Source organism: Pseudomonas sp. FG-3G (assembly GCF_901007645.1).
Classification (GTDB): Bacteria; Pseudomonadota; Gammaproteobacteria; order Pseudomonadales; family Pseudomonadaceae; genus Aquipseudomonas; species Aquipseudomonas rhizophila.
This window is the reverse complement of record NZ_CAAKGZ010000045.1, coordinates 308,632-325,778: the sequence shown is the minus strand read 5'-3', so window position 1 is coordinate 325,778 and position 17,147 is coordinate 308,632. Positions and strand designations below refer to the sequence as shown.

Below are 17,147 nucleotides of genomic sequence, written 5' to 3'. Positions count from 1 at the left end.
ATTTCTCCTGTTAGTGGGCGACGGCAGCAGCGCCGTGTTCGTCGATCAGTGCACCGTTGTGGAAACGGTCGATGGAAAACGGCGCGGCCAGCGGGTGCATTTCACCCTTGGCCAGGCTTGCAGCGAAGACGTTGCCCGAGCCCGGGGTGGCCTTGAAGCCGCCAGTGCCCCAACCGCAGTTGAAGAACATGTTCGGCACCGGGGTCTTGGAAATGATCGGGCAGGCGTCCGGCGTAGTGTCGACGATGCCGCCCCATTGGCGGTTCATGCGTACACGGGACAACACTGGGAACATCTCGACGATGGCCTGAACCGTGTGTTCGATCACCGGGTACGAGCCACGCTGGCCGTAGCCGTTGTAGCCGTCGATACCGGCACCGATCACCAGGTCGCCCTTGTCGGACTGGCTGATGTAGCCGTGCACCGCGTTGGACATGATCACGCTGTCGATAATCGGCTTGATCGGCTCGGACACCAGCGCTTGCAGCGGGTGGGATTCGATCGGCAGGCGGAAGCCCGCGAGCTTGGCCATGTGTCCGGAGTTACCGGCGGTGACCACACCGACGCGCTTGGCGCCGATGAAGCCCTTGTTGGTTTCCACACCGATGCACACGCCGTTTTCCTTGCGGAAACCGATCACTTCGGTCTGCTGGATCAGGTCCACGCCCAACGCGTCCGCCGCCCGGGCAAAGCCCCAGGCCACGGCATCGTGACGGGCCACGCCGCCGCGACGCTGGACGGTGGCGCCCATCACCGGGTAGCGGGTGTTTTTCGAGCAGTCCAGGTACGGAATCTCGTCGGCCACTTGTTTGGCGTTGAGCAGCTCGCCGTCCACGCCGTTGAGGCGGTTGGCACTGACGCGACGCTCGGAATCACGAATGTCCTGCAGGGTATGGCACAGGTTGTAGACACCACGCTGGGAGAACATCACGTTGTAGTTCAGGTCCTGGGACAGGCCTTCCCAGAGTTTCATCGCATGTTCGTACAGGTGGGCCGATTCGTCCCACAGGTAGTTGGAGCGCACGATGGTGGTGTTGCGCGCGGTGTTACCGCCGCCCAGCCAGCCCTTCTCGACCACGGCCACGTTGGTGATGCCGTGTTCCTTGGCCAGGTAGTAGGCGGTCGCCAGACCATGCCCGCCACCGCCGACAATGACCACGTCGTAGACCTTTTTCGGGGTCGGCGTGCGCCACATCCGCTGCCAGTTTTCATGATGGCTGAGAGAGTGTTTGAAGAGGCCGAAGCCCGAATAGCGTTGCATAGTGATTACTCCAAAACCGACTCAGCGATAAACCGGGAAGTCCGCGCACAGGGCCGCCACTTGCTGGGCAACATTGGCCTCGACATCGGCGTCGCCGAGGTTGTCGAGGATGTCGCAGATCCAGCCGGCCAGCGTCACGCACTGGGTGACCTTGAAGCCGCGCGTGGTCACCGCTGGGGTGCCGATGCGCAGGCCCGAGGTCACGAACGGCGATTGCGGGTCGTTCGGCACGGCATTCTTGTTGACAGTGATGTGCGCGCGGCCCAGGGCGGCGTCGGCGTCCTTGCCGGTCAGGCCCTGACGGATCAGGCTGACCAGGAACAGGTGGTTATCGGTGCCGCCGGACACTACATCGTAGCCGCGCTTGATGAACACGCCAGCCATGGCCTGGGCGTTATCGATCACTTGCTGCTGGTAGGCCTTGAAGCCTGGCTCCGCCGCTTCCTTGAAGCACACCGCCTTGCCGGCGATGACGTGCATCAGCGGACCGCCCTGGGCACCGGGGAATACCGCAGCGTTTAGCTTCTTCTCGATCTCTTCGTTGGCCTTGGCCAGGATCAGGCCGCCACGCGGACCGCGCAGGGTCTTGTGAGTGGTGGTGGTGACTACGTCGGCGTAAGGCAGTGGGTTCGGGTACAGACCGGCAGCGACCAGACCGGCGACGTGGGCCATGTCGACGAACAGCAGGGCACCGACCTTGTCGGCGATCTGGCGGAAACGTGGGAAATCCAGGGTCTTGGAGTAGGCCGAGAAGCCGGCGACGATCATCTTCGGCTTGTGCTCGACCGCCAGGCGCTCGACTTCGTCGTAGTCGATCAGGCCGGTGGTGGTGTCGATGCCGTACTGAACCGCGTTGTAGAGCTTGCCCGAAGACGACACCTTGGCACCGTGGGTCAGGTGACCGCCGTGGGCCAGGCTCATGCCCAGGATGGTATCGCCGGCCTGCAGCAAGGCCAGGTATACGGCGCTGTTGGCCGAAGAACCGGAGTGCGGCTGGACGTTGGCGTAGTCGGCGCCGAACAACTGCTTGGCGCGCTCGATAGCCAGGGCCTCGACTTTGTCGACGTGCTCGCAGCCACCGTAGTAACGCTTGCCCGGATAGCCTTCGGCGTATTTGTTGGTCAGGCCGCTGCCCTGGGCCTGCATCACACGTTTGCTGGTGTAGTTCTCTGACGCGATCAGCTCGATGTGATCTTCCTGGCGTTGCTCCTCGGCATTCATCGCCGCCAGCAGTGCATCGTCGTAACCCTGGATCTGGTCTTGCTTGCTGAACATCGCGTCTCTCCCAGCGGCGGCGGTGCGCCTTTCGTCTCGGTGAGGCACTGACCACCGTTCGGTCGTGCCCTTTGGAAGCGATGGTATGGCCGGCGCAGGCAGGTCAAATGCCTATGGACGCCACGCAAAGGTGCGTTTACGACATGCGTTCAAAGAGTCGGGGAACAAGGTCTGTGGGATAACCCTGTGTTATCCCACAGACCTTGCTCCCATAGGGCTATGCGGCGATCTGGCGAACCGCGAGCAACAGCAGGAAATGCGCGGGATACAGACCGTAGGCCCAGCGCCGCATGGGCGGAGGATGAAAACGACCAGCGTGTCGCAAAAGCACCAGCCCAAGCCATGGCGCAAACAGACACGCCACCAACCCGCCGATCGCCACCGCATCCCCCAGCCAGGCCGCGCCATACAGCACCCGCCACTGGTTGGCCGCCAGGCACACCAAGCCTGGCAACAACGCGAAATACCAGGGCCGGCGAAATACCAGCAACATCGCCAGCGGCAGCAGGACGCCGAAAAAACCGAACATCAGCCGCGAGGAAAACAGCGCCGCCAGCAGCAACGCCCCCGCTGCCAGCAAACGCGCTTCCAGCGTATGGGTTTGCCAACTACGCGCCACCAGCAACCCGAGGGTCAGGGTCGGCAGCACGTTCAAGGTAGCCGGCACAGGAATAAACAACCGATAAGGAATTTCGCTCACTGAGCTGAACAGCAACAGCCAGCCCAGGTAACGCCACGAGCTCGCACTGGCCCCGTTGCGCGCCAGGTTCGCCGCCATCGCCAGACAGAACCAGGGGAACGCCAGACGTCCCGGCACATACAACCAATCGGCGGAGTAACCGACATATCGCAGATGATCGAGCACCATCGCCAACAGAGCCAACCACTTGAGCAGGTCCAAGGCTCCGTCGCGTCGGTTCATGGGTACAGCCGCCCTAGCGGTTTTGTGAGTTTCTGACAGAAACATCCAGTGTGTTCCCCCGCGAATCTTGGGTAAAGTGCGCACCACTATCGACCACCGCGTGCCGGACTCAAAGCACGCCGGACCACGGAATTCTCCATCCGGGAATTCTGTCAGGGATCTCTTACCCAGGACTCTCTATTTCAGGAGCAAGGCCATGACCGACAAGAGTCAACAATTCGCCAGCGACAACTATTCCGGCATTTGCCCCGAAGCCTGGGCGGCCATGGAAGAAGCCAACCAGGGTCATCAGCGGGCTTACGGCGATGACGAGTGGACCCACCGCGCGGCGGATGATTTCCGTGCCTTGTTCGAAACCGACTGCGAAGTATTCTTTGCGTTCAACGGCACCGCGGCCAACTCCCTGGCGCTGTCCTCGCTGTGCCAGAGTTACCACAGCGTGATCTGCTCGGAAACCGCCCACGTCGAAACTGACGAATGCGGCGCGCCGGAGTTCTTTTCCAATGGTTCCAAGCTGCTGGTGGCGCGCACCGAAAATGGCAAGCTGACCCCGGACTCGATCCGCGAGATCGCCCTCAAGCGCCAGGATATCCACTACCCCAAGCCCCGCGTTGTAACCCTGACCCAGGCCACAGAAGTTGGCAGCGTCTATACCCCGGAAGAAATCCGCGCCATCAGCGCCACCTGCAAGGAACTGGGGCTGAACCTGCACATGGACGGCGCACGATTCTCCAACGCCTGCGCCTTCCTCGGCTGCTCACCGGCAGACCTGACCTGGAAAGCCGGGGTGGATGTGCTGTGCTTTGGTGGGACGAAGAACGGCATGGCGGTGGGTGAAGCGATCCTGTTCTTCAACCACGACCTGGCAGAAGACTTCGACTATCGCTGCAAACAGGCCGGGCAGTTGGCCTCGAAGATGCGCTTTCTCTCGGCGCCCTGGGTCGGCCTGCTGCAAAACGACGCCTGGCTCAAGCACGCCCGGCACGCCAACCACTGCGCCCAACTGCTGGCGCAACTGGTGAGCGACATCCCAGGCGTGGAACTGATGTTCCCGGTCCAGGCCAACGGCGTATTCCTGCAACTCTCGGAACCGGCCATCGCCGCGCTGACCGCCAAGGGCTGGCGCTTCTACACCTTCATCGGCAAGGGCGGCGCGCGGTTCATGTGCTCGTGGGACACCGAAGAAGCGCGAGTGCGGGAATTGGCGGTGGATATTCGGGAAGTGATGGCGGGCTAGAAAAACCGAACCCATGCCCGTCATACCCCTGTGGTGAGAGGGGCTCACAGTGGGAACAAAGCCTTGCTCCCACTGGCTTTGTTCCCACAGAAGGTGCTCATCGCTACTTGGATGGACTGATCAGAACTCGATCCGCACATCCCCCTTCGGCACGCTGCAGCACGACAGGATGTAACCTTCGGCCTCGTCGTCTTCGGTGATACCGCCGTTGTGATCCATCTCCACTTCCCCGCCCAGTTTCAAAACCTTGCAGGTGCCGCAGATGCCCATACCGCAGGCTTTGGGAATCATCATGCCGAGCTTGGCGGCGGCGGCGTGGACGGTTTCTCCCGGCCCCACGCGAATACTCTTGCCAGAGGCGGTGAACTCCACCAGATGTAGGTCCGCCACATCGACTTCCGGGGCGTCGGCAGCCTGTTCGGCCTGTTCCACCGCGTCGGCGCGGGCTTCCGGTGGCGTGGCGCCGAAGGACTCCTCGTGGTAACGCGTCATGTCGAAGCCAGCGGCTTCCAGCAGGCGCTTGACCGCGTTCATGTAGGGCGTCGGGCCACAGCAAAACACTTCGCGCTCCAGGAAGTCCGGCGCCATCAGCTCCAGCATCTTGTGGTTCAGATAGCCGCGATACCCGGCCCAAGGCTCGCCCAGCCCATGTTTTTCGCAGATCAGGTGCAGGTTGAAGTTATCGATCCGCGACGCCATGTGTTCCAGCTCGCGGTGATAGATGATGTCCTTGGGCGAGCGGGCGCTGTGGATAAACACCATGTCGACGTTGGCATTGGTGTCGTAGTACCAGCGCGCCATGGACATCACCGGCGTGATGCCGACACCGCCACTGAGGTAAAGCACCTTGGGGTTCGAGAAGTCGATGGCATTGAACAGGCCGACCGGCCCGTGCACCGCCAGCTCCTGGCCTTCGTGCAGGGTGTCGTGCAGCCAGTTGGAAACCTTGCCCCCTGGTACGCGCTTGATGGTCACCGAAAAACTGTAGGGCACCGACGGCGAGCTGGAGATGGTGTAGGAGCGCATGATCGGCTGACCTTCGATTTCAAGCTCCAGGGTGACGAATTGCCCCGGCTTGAAAAAGAACAGAATCGGCTGATCAGCCATGAAACAAAAGGTGCGCACATCCCAGGTTTCCTGGATGACTTTGACACAACGGACAATGTGACGACCATTGGCCCAGGTCTGGGTGGTTACCGGGTTCAGGAAGCTGTTGGACATGCTGATCTCCACGGCCGACTGTCGGCCTCTTATGAGGCGATTCTGCGTATAGCGCGAATCGCCCATTTACCTATCTGCGACATTCACATGCTTACCGCGACCAGCCCCCAACGACCGGACCTTGCGCGTCGGGAACAGATTGGGCCATGTCGCCCATGGATAAGGTTCGCCCCCTGCGCGGCCCCACACTCGCCCCAACAGATAAATAATATTTTCTGCCTTGCGTAGCACATTTGATTAGCCACTTTCGCCGGCCACGTAGAGGGCCATGAGGATAAAACGATGGACGTCACCGCAACCCTGAGCCTGGGCGATCCGCTGGAACCCGCACGCAAGGCCACCGCGCAAATGCTGCAGGAACGCGAGCGCACTTTCTCGCTGCCGCAGCCGTTCTACTCCGATGAGCGCCTGTTTGATATCGACATGCAGGAAATCTTCCAGAAGGAATGGTTGATCGCCGGCATGACCTGCGAAATTCCGACCAAGGGCAACTACCTGACGCTGCAGGTTGGCAAGAACCCGATCATCGTGATTCGCGGCGCCGACGGCGTGGTGCATGCGTTCCACAACGTCTGCCGGCACCGGGGCTCGCGGCTGTGCACCAGCGACAAGGGCAAGGTCGCCAAGCTGGTCTGCCATTACCACCAGTGGACCTACGAGCTGGACGGTCGCCTATTGTTCGCCGGCACCGAAATGGGCGCCGATTTCGACATGAACCAGTACGGCTTGAAGCCAGTGAACGTGAAGACCGCCGGTGGCTACATCTTCATCAGCCTGGCGGAGAACCCACCGGCCATCGACGACTTCCTGGCGACCTTGACCCATTACATGGAACCCTATGACATGGAAAACACCAAGGTGGCGGTGCAAACCACCTTGATGGAAAAGGCCAACTGGAAGCTGGTGCTGGAAAACAACCGCGAGTGCTACCACTGCGGCGGCGCGCACCCGGAACTGCTCAAGACCCTGCTGGAATGGGACGACGTCACCGACCCACGGGCCGACCAGGCATTCAAGGACCATGTAGCGGCCTCCGCCGCAGCCTGGGAAGCCGAGAAAATCCCTTACGCCCACGCCAGTTTCGGCCTGCGCAACCGTATCGTGCGCATGCCGCTGCTCAAGGGCACCGTGTCGATGACCATGGACGGCAAGCAGGGCTGCGCCAAACTGATGGGCCGCATCAAGAACCCGGACCTGGGCTCGATGCGTATCCTGCACCTGCCCCACTCGTGGAACCACTGCATGGGCGACCACATCATCGTGTTCACTGTGTGGCCGATCAGCGCCCAGGAGACCATGGTCACCACCAAGTGGATCGTACACAAGGACGCGGTCGAAGGCGTGGACTACGACGTGGCACGCATGCGCCAGGTCTGGGACGCCACCAACGACCAGGACCGTCGCCTGGCCGAAGAAAACCAGCGCGGCATCAACTCCACCGCCTACCAGCCAGGCCCGTACTCCAAGACTTATGAGTTCGGCGTGGTGAACTTCGTGGACTGGTACAGCGAGCGCATGCTCAACAACCTGGGGGCGGAACCTGCGCCGTATCTCAAGGGCGTTCCGGTCCAGGGCTGACAGCAAAAGCATCGCGAGCAGGCTCGCTCCCACAAAGGATCTTTGGCGCACCGAAGATCAAATGTGGGAGCGAGCCTGCTCGCGATAGCGGCCTCACATTCACCCGATTACTGTGAAGACCACCGCACCGACCCATCCTCCCCATAAAACGTCTCGACAATCTCCTCCCCCACCAGCCGCACCTTCACATACCCGTTCAACACCCGTTCCGGGTACGTCTCATCCCCCGCCAGTTGCGTTTCCGACCACAACACCCCGGCATGTCCGTTCAACTCGCTGGTGGTGCCGTAGGGAATCGCTCCGTGCCCGGCACAGCGTGCGTGCAGCCCGCCTTGGGGCGCGTAGCAGATGCCATTGTGCAGATGCCCCCAATACCAGTAGTCCGGCTCACGCCCCAGGGCATCGCAGACCGGTTGGTAAAGCGCGGTCTTGTGGTGCCCGGAAATATCGAAGCCCTGGTGATGACTGAGCACCATCAGCTTTTTGCGCTTGGGCAGGTTTTTCATCCAGTCGATCTGTTGCGCGTTGAGGGTGCCATCCATGTACAGATTCATCGCGTCCGAGGCGTAGGCACTGTCGAGGCCGACCACCAGCCAATCGTCGTTGTACAGGGCAAAGTAACTGGTGCCCTGTTGCACCGGGAAACGCTTGGCCAGCTCCTTGAAATAACCGTGGGCGCCGCTGTACATCTCGTGGTTGGAATTGAGCGTGAACGAGCCGTGCTTGCCCTGGGGCCAGCCGACCATGTCGACGTCCTCCTGGGAATGGGTGCCGGCGTAATACACATCGCCCAGATGGATGGTGAAGTCAGCCTCGGCCAGTTGCATCTGATTGGCGACAGCCACGGCCGGAGCATGACTGTCGAACGGTCCGGTGCCCCAGTCGCCGGCAATCGCCAACACCACGTCGCTGTCCATTTTCACCAGTGCCGGGTTAGTGGCGAACGGCGCGTGATGGCGCAGGTTCTCGATCCACTTGAGCAACGCCTCACTCCACAACAGGTCGAGCAACTCCCATTTGCGGCAACCGAGCAAGGTGCCGTCCTTGAGCACGCGGGTCGGCAGCTCGTCCTCGGTTTGCGGCAAGGCGCTGGCATTGCCAATCTTCAGGATCGAAAGACCGTGGGCCAGCTCCCACGGCACGGCCGGTTCGTCATCCGGCAGGTCGCCGTGATCGATGACGTGCCGGGCCTGATCGTGGCCACGCTGGAGCAGCTTGACGATGGCCTCGAACTCTTCGGGCTCCAGGTCGTTGACGAGTTTTTTCCAGGACATCTCCAGCCGCGTGACCAACCCGTGCAGGCGGACTTTGACCTTGTCGAACTCATGTTCCCAATGGTGCAGTAATGACATGTGAACGCTCCTTCGCAGTGCCCTGGGCTACAGGGTTTTCATGAATTCGATCAGGGCCCGTTTGTCGACATCCGACAACTGCGTGCCATACAGGTGGCCGCCGTTGTGGTTGCCTTCCAGGCGGGTGTCGTATTTGAAATCCGCCGACGCCTTCATCTGCGCGCCGCTGGTGATGAAGCCGACCTTCTCCTGGTCGTAGATATCGGAGCCGGTGTAGAACACTTGCGGCCGCAACTCGGGCGGTTGCAACAAGTCCCACAGGGTCGGCACCGAGCCGTTGTGCAGGTACGGCGCCCTTAGCCAGATGCCGTCGGTGGGGGTGTTGCTGTAGCTCTGGGTCTTGCGGTACGCGCCGAAGTCGAACGGCGGTTTCTTGAAGCCGTGGAACGCCGTCACCAGCCCGACGGTGAAGGAGTTCAGGCGATGGGGATCGGTGCCCAACTGGTCGATGTTGGTAGTGACCTGTCCTGTGTCGGCACGGCCGAAGTCGTGGCAAGCGGCACAGTTCTGCTCCCAGATCGGTTTGCCCTGGGCGACTTTCGCCTGGTCCAGGGCGAACGGCCAGGCCGGCGCCTTGTGGCCCAGCAGCCAATTGGTCACCCGGTTGAAACTCGGCGGCAGCACCGATTGCGGTGTCGCGCCCACGGCCATGGCCGCCGCGTAGTTGCGTTCGTGAATCTTGTTGTTATTGCCGTCCCAATGCAGATACATCGACTCACGGGGTTTCTGGTTCCAGACCTGCGGCAAGTCCACGGTGCCGATGGTGGAGTCATCCGGGAAGCCGAACACCACCATTTTGGTCGGGTTGAAGGTATCGGTCCGCCCCGGACCTTGGGCCGGGCGCAGTTTCTGCCAGGCGTAGGCCTGCTTCTGCTTGAGTAGCGCGCTCTTGGCCATCGGGATGATCAGGTAACGGTTGTACAGTTTTTCGAAAAAACCGAGCTGGAACTTGCTGTTGATCGCCGCCATGACCGCATCTGGGGTGAATTTCGGGTCGCTGGCACAATCGTAGGCAAACCACTGGAAGGCCTGCAGTTGCAGGGTGTTGGCCGGCGCGCTGGCGACCGGAACCGCTATGTCACTGGCATTGGCCCGGTACGAGCCGGTGTGGCACAGCGCGCAGTTCGGCTCCACGGTGGGGTAGCCCAGTTGCCGCTTGGCCATGCCAATCGGCAGGTCGTTGCCGTTCTCATAGAGAAACCCGAACACCTCGTAACCGCCGGGCTTGGGCAGTTTTTCCGGGCACATCTGCGGCAGCACGGCGAACAGGTAATAAGGGATCCGCGCTTCGATGCCCAGGCCGATGGCGGCGTATTTGTAATGGTCTTCGTCGGAGGCAAAATCCGGTTGCGGCACCTCTCGGATCATCTGGTACCAGGTCTGGTAGCCGATAAAACCCAGCACCAGCAGCATCACCAGCATGCCAACCTTGAAACTATGGCTCTGCCAGCGCTGCGCCCAGCCGGCGCGCCACTCCCGCCAACCGGCGCAGAGCAAGGCCAGTGGACGATGGGCCACCGGGCTGCCCAGGTACAGCAGCACGCCCAGAATCAGGAACATGCTCAAGTCGCCCATCAACATCGGCACGAACAACTGGCCCTGGTTGTTGGTGTTGATCAGGTAGATCCAGAACACCACCGCCACCAGCCGCGACAGCACGCACAACCACGAATGCACCACGAAACGCGGCGCGTTGAACCCCGAGGGCATGTAGAACAGGCTGATCCCCACCAGCAACATGCCGGTGTTTTCCAGCCAGGGATCGGACAGCACGGGCGGCAGGCCGAGCATGGACGTCAGCAACGCCGGCGCGAACAGCGCCGGAATCGCGAAGACCATGTTCATCACAATGCCCACCCAGATGATGCGTTGGAACCAACGGATGTAAGTGTTCATGGCATCCTTTTCCTTATTCTTGACCCTCGAGATGCGGCGCTCTGGCGACCGCCATCGCGAGCAAGCTCGCTCCCACACTGGATATGTGGCGTGCACGAATTCAGCGGCGCATAGCCCCCTGTGGGAGCGAGCTTGCTCGCGATGCAGTCGACTCGGTCTTGCGTCAACCGAGCGCGGTCTTCTCCAGGTGTTCAAGGATGATCGGGTACACATCCACCACCGCGTCCTTGCCAAAAATGCAGTCGATGTGGCCGTAGCCCGGCACTTCGTGACGGCTGAACAGTTGCGGGCCGTGCATATCGCACAGTCGCTCGTAGGTCTTGAGGGTGCTTTGAGGGAGGTAGCACTGGTTCTCGGCGCCGCTGATGAAGCAGATCGGCAATTTCAACCGATCGAAATGCGGCATGTAGACGTCGTTGCCCTTGAAGTCCACCAGATGCCCCTTGCGCACGATCAGCGCCAGGTGCTCGAAGGTCTGGATGTTCGACTCACCGAACAATTCATGCAGGTTGTCGTGCAGGGTTTCGTTGAGGGTATCGTGGCGGTACAGCGACGCATACATGAACGTGATGCGGTGGCAGACCGGGTTGGTGCAATAGCCCTGGGCCTCGATCCGGGCATAACCGTTGAGAGCCTTGTCGTAGAGTTTGTTGAACCAGCTTTCCTTGGTGTCGGCGTAGGCCGTGAGGGACTTGATGCCGATGGCATCGAGCATCCCCGGCAAATGCAAACCGGCCTTCAGTCCGGTGGCGGTGGCAACCACCGTGTCGGCGGCGATCTGTGAGCAGACCACCGAGCGCACCCCTTGCAGCCCCGCCAGCATCGACATGAAGAACGTCGTCGCACCGTAGCAATGCACCACACATTGCACGTCACGGGCCAGCGTGGCCTGCTGGATCTGCTCGATAGCAGCCTTGAAGTCGTACTGGGCCACCTGGTCGCCGTTCCATTCATGCTTGCTGGCCGGCAGCAGGATGCTCACCCGCAAGTCCAGCAGCCAGACGTCGTACTCGTGCTTGCACAGGTACTCCAGCAAGTTGGTCTGGATGGTGTCGGTGGAGAAAATATTCGACCCCACCCCCAGGCCATGCACCAGCATCACCGGGCCTTTGCTGCCCGCTTGATAGCGAGTCAGGCGTAGCTCGACGTTGTCCTCGGTCTGGAAGAAATGCACGGTCGGCGCCGGTGCGTCCAGCGGCCGCTTGCTGCGAGGCGGCGCGTCCGGATTGAAGTACACATCGCCAGCGAACACCCCGCCGTAGCTCTCCCACAAAATGCCGGCGAAGAACTTGCCGAAGCGGGCCAACGCTTCCACTCGCTCACGCTCGTTACGTGCGTTGAGCACTTTCATGGTGGTCATCTGCTTGGCGAAGTCGGCCGGCAGAATGTGCATCACCCCCGAGCCGATGACCTCGCCGCTCTTGTCCGGCCCGCGATACAGCGTGACATAGAGCGTGCTGGTGTCGTGCCAGATGTTCAGCACCCCGTTGTTCTCGGGCACGGTCTTGAAGGCGCTGAAGTAATAATCGCTGCCATCCTCGGCGGTCAGTTTCATGTCGTAGTTCATGTGCCGCACATCCACCTGTTCCTGGTATTGCTCGAACAGGTTGAACACTCCGTTGCTGGCGACCAGCGGCTTGGGCGAAAGCATCGGCGCATCCAGCGTACCCACCAGGGTGGCGGCGTGTTCCGGTTCCTTGATCAGGCGATTGAGATCGGCGGCAGTGATGGTCAGGGTGAATTCGATGGGCGAGTTATCGGCTTTGCCGCGCTTGGCCGCGGCTTCGTAAAGCGAAAGATCAGTGCCCTGAGGCTGGGTGAAGGCTGTGGAAAAGTAGCCCTTCATGGTTTCAGTGAACTGCACGCCAAGGGTCGGCGCCGCCACCGGTTTGCGCGGGGCCGAAGGCAGGGTGTAGTCGATGATCCAGCCACGATCGGCCGCCAGCAGCCCCATGTTGCGCTCGCTCACCGCCGAGATGGTCAACAACGGGTTCACCGCCAGGGAAGTCGGGATCACCGCACCGTCCGTCACGTACAGACCGGGATAGACATCCGTCCCGCTGGCACCACTGAATACCTGGCCCTTGTGGTTGACCACGCCTTGCGTCGCGTCTTCCCCCATCACGCAGCCGCCCAAGGGATGGACCGAAACGATGCTGTGCTTGAGCAGCTTGGTCCAGATCGGATTCTCGACCCAGATCCCGCCCAACGCCTTGGTGCTCTGGTGCAAACGCTCATTGCCCAGGGTCACGTTTTCCTGCTCGCCGACGCCGGGCCAGTCGATGCGCAGCTGGTCCTTGTTGTCGAGCACCATGCGCCCCTTGCCGTTGTCGTGACTCATGATCAGGTAGGTCTGCATGTTATGCAGCGCGCCATAGTACGGGCCGCGCAGAAAGCTCTCGGCTTCCCGGGCCTTGTACTTGAGGCTGGCACCCAGGCCCGTGTCGGTGGGCACGCCGATCATCCCGGCGAACGCCGCCATGCTCGGCACCATGGGCCGACCGAGTGCGCCGGGGATCGAGCCTTCCTCGATGACCATGCGGCTGCGCCAGTCACCCTCGGTACGCATGTCGATGATCGAGGTGATGCACGGTCCCACCGGCTCCAGCTCCTTGGCCGAGTGGGCGCCGAAACCGATACCGTTGATGGTCTGGTCGCAGTTGTGGCCAAACCCGAGGATGTCGCCGTTGCCGCTCATGTTCTCGCCCAGTTGACTGGACATCGACAGGCCTTTGTCCCGGGAACGCAGCATGATCTCGGTAGAGCCCAGGGTGCCGGCGGACACCACCACGATGTCGGCGCGCACGAACAGGGTTGGCGCCGAGAACAACTCGCGACCGCTGTCCAGGTACTGGAAATGCACGATCCAGCCGTCGCCGTCGCGCTCCAGGTGCCGCACCTGGGCCTGACAGAAAATCTCCGCACCATGGTTCCAGGCATCCGGCAGGTAATTCATCAGCGTGGTGTTCTTGGCCTTGTTGTTACAGCCCGAGACGCAATCCCCACAGCCGTTGCACGGCAACTGCTCGACGCCGACGTGGTTGAGGTTGTTGGGCAACTTGTCGAATGTCACGTTGATGGGCGGTTTGTAGAAATGTGCGTCCTGCTTGAGATAACTCGCCGACTTGCGGTTGGCGTCGAGCTTGGGCAGGTTCGGCGCCGCATCTGGGTAAGGGTTGGGCTTGAGCATTTCCCGAGCCCGCGCATAACCGTCCTTGAGCAGCGTGTCGCAATGGTCACGCACCGCCTGCGGCCAGCGGGAGTCCTCGAACACACCGGGCTCCGGCTCCAGCGAAACGTTGGCATTGATCAGCGAAGTGCCGCCCAGGCCGCAACCGACCACCACGTTCTGCTGGGCGTTGACGTGCAGGTCGAACAGTCCGGTGCGCGACCCGATGTGACCGTCCGGGTCATGCACCTGCAACTCTTCGGTGGCCGCAAGCATGGTGTTGGGGTATTCGCCGGGCTGGATCTCCCGGCCCCGCTCCAGCAGACAAACCTTGCGCCCAGCCCGGGACAGGCGTGACGCAGCAATGCCACCGCCGTAGCCGGAACCAATGACGATAACGTCGTAATGCTCCTTGATTTCGCTAATGGGGGTCGAGATCCGTGTCATGTTCAAGTCCTCTCAGGCAGATGGGGCAACTCTGCGGTTGCCTGCAAATCGACAGGCGCACGAACGCCTGGCCACTATCCCGTACGGGTTGGAGCGGCAGTCAACGGTGTTACAGGGGAAACTCAGGGCTCAACGACGCGCTATAGACGCGCACGCTGATTGGTGGCACGACGACGTCTGCGTTTGGGTAACCGGGTGGGAGGGGTCGGAGTACAGGTCGCAGCCGAGATCGGGTACCAGCAGGGGGGCTTGCTATCCATCATGCGTTCTCCCTGAACCAGATGTGGATAAAGTGGCGGTGTCCTTGTGCCATGAGTGAAGACAGCTGCCAGGGCCACGTCAAGGTGGATCCTTAGAACTGTATGAAATTTGATCTATAGCGTCTGGGCCTATACCCGCCGTGGCTCTTACGCTTTCGCAAACAAGTTATCCACATGTCCACCCACAGCTAGTGGGGACAAGTGCCTCATTGCGACTGATTTTTTTAAGTAAAAGCTAAAGAAAAACCGTGACTTATGAACAAAGAGCGTTTCCTTTCCATATAGGTCAAAAACTGATCAGCCACCTGAAAGCCTTGTCTAGCCTGGCTTCTGGAGGAGAGCGAACACCTTATCCACAGAAGCGCCAACAGTGTTTGGGGGTAATTCTGACGGTTCTGTGGAAAACCGCGACTATGGCCGGTAAATCGAGGTTTTAGCGGAGTTTTCCGGATAAAAACGACGAATTGATCATTTTATGATCAATCCCATAAAAGCCCCGTTCCGTATGGCTTGTAGAGGGTAGCGAACATCTTATCCACAGAAGCGCCAACAGAGATTGGGGGCAAGTAGCGTCTTGCGCTCACGCTTATTCACAAACAAAATCGAGGAAAAACCGTGAGTTAGGCTGGTTGTTTTTTAAGCGCAGGCTTGGGGAGCTTGATCTGCGTGGGGTGTGGCGAGGGGCGAACAGGTTATCCACAGAGGCGCGCACAGGGATTGTGGGTAAACCTCAGCCCCTTGTGGGAGCGAGCCTGCTCGCGATAAGGCCATGCCAGTCAACATGGAGGTGAATGGAAGACCGCTATCGCGAGCAGGCTCGCTCCCACAAGGGTGTCTGGTGAGGCCGTCGTAATGGTTAAGGCCGATGCATCAAATACGCCTCCCCCGTCACCCGAATCAGCGGATGCGGGACGACCTGGCAGGTTTTGACGATGCCAAAGCCATGGCGCTCATAAAAGCGCCGGGCGCCGGTGTTCGCTGCGTAGTCGATCAAACTGAGGCCTTTGAGCGCCAGTTGATCGGCACGTTGTTGCGCTCGCTCGAGAAAGCGCACGCCGAGCCCCTTGTTACGCCACCCTTCATGCAGGGCCAGGCTCGATATATAGAGGGTATCGGGGACTTCCATGTCGGCGTAGGGCGCCAGGATCGGATCAGTGACGGGAGTCGCCTGCGGATCCTCACGCGTCACGTAACAATGCATCATGCCGATGACCTGTCCGCCGGCTTCTGCAATAAGGCAGTTCTGGTAGGAAAAATCGACATCCTCACGGGCATAGCGAGCAGCCCCTACCTCCAGCAGATCCTGCCCGGACTCCGCCAGCTGGCTCCAGATGTAATCCGACGCGCCCTCTGAGGAAATCCGGAACAGACGAGCGATCTCCCGTGTATCCGTGGGCAACGCCGGACGAAATTCAACTTCCATTGATGTGGCTCCATTAGCTGTCAAACAGCTTTTTTAGGCGCAAGTTTGAGTCACGACAACATGCCAGGGCAGCGGTTTTATGGCTGGATGTTGCAGCGGGTCAGATTGGACGTTTTTTGAGCGAAGGCTTGAAAGGCCTGATTTGCGCGGTGTCTGGATAGGATCGAACAGGTTATCCACAGAGGCGCGCACAGGGATTGTGGGTAAACCTCAGCCCTTGTGGGAGCGAGCCTGCTCGCGATGGGGCCATGCCAGTCAACATCGAGGTGAATGGAAGACCGCTATCGCGAGCAGGCTCGCTCCCACAAGGGACAAGGTGAGCCTGGATTTAGCGAACCACCCCTTCCTCAATCAGCAACTTGAGAATCGCCTCGGCGCCCGCCTCCGGGCTCACGCCTTTGAGCACCTGCCCACCTCCGCCGCTGGCCTTGGCCGTGGCGGCTTTCATGCGGTCGGCGCCGCTCTTGGCCTTGATCACTTTCAGGCGTTTGGGCCGTGGTTTGGCCGGTTGCAGGGTCGCCACCGCCAACAGGGCGTCGTCGATCACCTCGACTTCTTCAGCGTGCAACGCCCCGCGTCGGGCCGGGCCGTAGGCGCTTTGCCGGGGTTTGGGGGCCGCGTTATCCACCGTGGCGAGGAACGGCAGGCGCACTTTGAGACGTCGCCGCTGGCCGCGGGGCAAGGCTTGCAGCACCAAGGCTACGCCACTGTCGATGGATTCGACCTGGGCCAACCCCACCACCAGCGGCCAGCCGAGATTTTCTGCCAGCAGGAACGGCAACATGCCGGAACCCTCGCCGGTTTCCGCCTGACTGCCGGTGAGCACCACTTGGGCTCCCGCGTCACGCAGATAGTCGGTCAGGGCCGGCAGTGCGTCGGCGCCTGCGGGGTTATCCAGTACGTAGAGTTCGTCCAGACCCATGCCCAGATAGGCGCGCAGGGCCGGTTCAGCCACGTCGCCTGCGTGCAGCACTTGCAGGTCGTTGCCAGCCAGTTGCAGGCCCAGTTCCACGGCCCGCGCATCCTGCTCGGCGCGCCGGGGCCGACCGGAAGTGGGGTGGGCGCCGATGGACACCAGGCTGATCACTTGAGTACTCATGGTTGAA

The 17,147-nt window shown here is 61.0% G+C and carries 11 protein-coding genes; 2 read left to right on the top strand and 9 right to left on the bottom strand.

The genetic code is table 11. The annotated features are described in order from the left end of the window. Positions 1–10: 10 nt before the first annotated feature. The 3 genes from PSEUDOMOFG3G_RS27380 to PSEUDOMOFG3G_RS27370 all read right to left on the bottom strand — a co-directional run bounded on the left by PSEUDOMOFG3G_RS27380 (position 11) and on the right by PSEUDOMOFG3G_RS27370 (position 3,458). The gene (locus PSEUDOMOFG3G_RS27380) at positions 11–1,261 is read right to left on the bottom strand and encodes a sarcosine oxidase subunit beta (RefSeq protein ID WP_003177603.1); all 1,251 of its coding nucleotides are present in this window, start codon (positions 1,259–1,261) and stop codon (positions 11–13) included. A 21-nt stretch (positions 1,262–1,282) separates the two neighbouring features. Further along, the gene (glyA, locus tag PSEUDOMOFG3G_RS27375; RefSeq protein WP_047228145.1) at positions 1,283–2,536 is read right to left on the bottom strand and encodes a serine hydroxymethyltransferase; all 1,254 of its coding nucleotides are present in this window, start codon (positions 2,534–2,536) and stop codon (positions 1,283–1,285) included. 217 nt (positions 2,537–2,753) lie between these two features. Beyond that, on the bottom strand, positions 2,754–3,458 hold the full coding sequence (locus PSEUDOMOFG3G_RS27370; RefSeq protein WP_076383400.1) for a TraX family protein: 705 nt from the start codon (positions 3,456–3,458) through the stop codon (positions 2,754–2,756). A gap of 196 nt (positions 3,459–3,654) precedes the next feature. Here PSEUDOMOFG3G_RS27370 and PSEUDOMOFG3G_RS27365 point away from each other — a divergent pair, with 196 nt between their 5' ends. After that, the gene (locus tag PSEUDOMOFG3G_RS27365; RefSeq protein ID WP_107323021.1) at positions 3,655–4,695 is read left to right on the top strand and encodes a low specificity L-threonine aldolase; all 1,041 of its coding nucleotides are present in this window, start codon (positions 3,655–3,657) and stop codon (positions 4,693–4,695) included. A gap of 120 nt (positions 4,696–4,815) precedes the next feature. Here PSEUDOMOFG3G_RS27365 and gbcB read toward each other — a convergent pair whose 3' ends face one another. Continuing rightward, complete coding sequence (gene gbcB / locus PSEUDOMOFG3G_RS27360) at positions 4,816–5,916, bottom strand: glycine-betaine demethylase subunit GbcB (protein WP_047228148.1); 1,101 nt, start codon at positions 5,914–5,916, stop codon at positions 4,816–4,818. A 282-nt stretch (positions 5,917–6,198) separates the two neighbouring features. Here gbcB and gbcA point away from each other — a divergent pair, with 282 nt between their 5' ends. Next, positions 6,199–7,494 carry a glycine-betaine demethylase subunit GbcA gene (gene gbcA, locus PSEUDOMOFG3G_RS27355; protein WP_047228149.1) on the top strand — a complete coding sequence of 432 codons (1,296 nt, stop codon included), beginning with the start codon at positions 6,199–6,201 and terminating at the stop codon, positions 7,492–7,494. A 107-nt stretch (positions 7,495–7,601) separates the two neighbouring features. On the opposite strand, the gene PSEUDOMOFG3G_RS27350 is transcribed toward gbcA, so the two are convergent. The 5 genes from PSEUDOMOFG3G_RS27350 to PSEUDOMOFG3G_RS27330 all read right to left on the bottom strand — a co-directional run bounded on the left by PSEUDOMOFG3G_RS27350 (position 7,602) and on the right by PSEUDOMOFG3G_RS27330 (position 17,140). Next, positions 7,602–8,846 carry a metallophosphoesterase gene (locus tag PSEUDOMOFG3G_RS27350; protein WP_139048994.1) on the bottom strand — a complete coding sequence of 415 codons (1,245 nt, stop codon included), beginning with the start codon at positions 8,844–8,846 and terminating at the stop codon, positions 7,602–7,604. Positions 8,847–8,873: 27 nt separating this feature from the next. After that, positions 8,874–10,742 carry a hypothetical protein gene (locus PSEUDOMOFG3G_RS27345; RefSeq protein WP_139048993.1) on the bottom strand — a complete coding sequence of 623 codons (1,869 nt, stop codon included), beginning with the start codon at positions 10,740–10,742 and terminating at the stop codon, positions 8,874–8,876. A 163-nt stretch (positions 10,743–10,905) separates the two neighbouring features. Further along, entirely contained in the window at positions 10,906–14,358 is a 3,453-nt protein-coding gene (locus PSEUDOMOFG3G_RS27340) for a GMC oxidoreductase (RefSeq protein WP_139048992.1), read from the bottom strand. A 1,116-nt stretch (positions 14,359–15,474) separates the two neighbouring features. Beyond that, positions 15,475–16,041, bottom strand: a complete 567-nt coding sequence (locus PSEUDOMOFG3G_RS27335) for a GNAT family N-acetyltransferase (RefSeq protein WP_139048991.1) — start codon at positions 16,039–16,041, stop codon at positions 15,475–15,477. Positions 16,042–16,369: 328 nt separating this feature from the next. Beyond that, positions 16,370–17,140 carry an electron transfer flavoprotein subunit beta gene (locus tag PSEUDOMOFG3G_RS27330; RefSeq protein ID WP_047230385.1) on the bottom strand — a complete coding sequence of 257 codons (771 nt, stop codon included), beginning with the start codon at positions 17,138–17,140 and terminating at the stop codon, positions 16,370–16,372. Positions 17,141–17,147 lie beyond the last annotated feature (7 nt).

Coding starts and splice junctions, on each gene's coding strand:
- glyA (WP_047228145.1), bottom strand. CDS start 2,536: ATGTTCAGCAAGCAAGACCAGATCCAGGGTTACGACGATGCACTGCTG.
- PSEUDOMOFG3G_RS27365 (WP_107323021.1), top strand. CDS start 3,655: ATGACCGACAAGAGTCAACAATTCGCCAGCGACAACTATTCCGGCATT.
- PSEUDOMOFG3G_RS27345 (WP_139048993.1), bottom strand. CDS start 10,742: ATGAACACTTACATCCGTTGGTTCCAACGCATCATCTGGGTGGGCATT.
- PSEUDOMOFG3G_RS27350 (WP_139048994.1), bottom strand. CDS start 8,846: ATGTCATTACTGCACCATTGGGAACATGAGTTCGACAAGGTCAAAGTC.
- PSEUDOMOFG3G_RS27335 (WP_139048991.1), bottom strand. CDS start 16,041: ATGGAAGTTGAATTTCGTCCGGCGTTGCCCACGGATACACGGGAGATC.
- PSEUDOMOFG3G_RS27340 (WP_139048992.1), bottom strand. CDS start 14,358: ATGACACGGATCTCGACCCCCATTAGCGAAATCAAGGAGCATTACGAC.
- gbcB (WP_047228148.1), bottom strand. CDS start 5,916: ATGTCCAACAGCTTCCTGAACCCGGTAACCACCCAGACCTGGGCCAAT.
- PSEUDOMOFG3G_RS27380 (WP_003177603.1), bottom strand. CDS start 1,261: ATGCAACGCTATTCGGGCTTCGGCCTCTTCAAACACTCTCTCAGCCAT.
- gbcA (WP_047228149.1), top strand. CDS start 6,199: ATGGACGTCACCGCAACCCTGAGCCTGGGCGATCCGCTGGAACCCGCA.
- PSEUDOMOFG3G_RS27370 (WP_076383400.1), bottom strand. CDS start 3,458: ATGAACCGACGCGACGGAGCCTTGGACCTGCTCAAGTGGTTGGCTCTG.
- PSEUDOMOFG3G_RS27330 (WP_047230385.1), bottom strand. CDS start 17,140: ATGAGTACTCAAGTGATCAGCCTGGTGTCCATCGGCGCCCACCCCACT.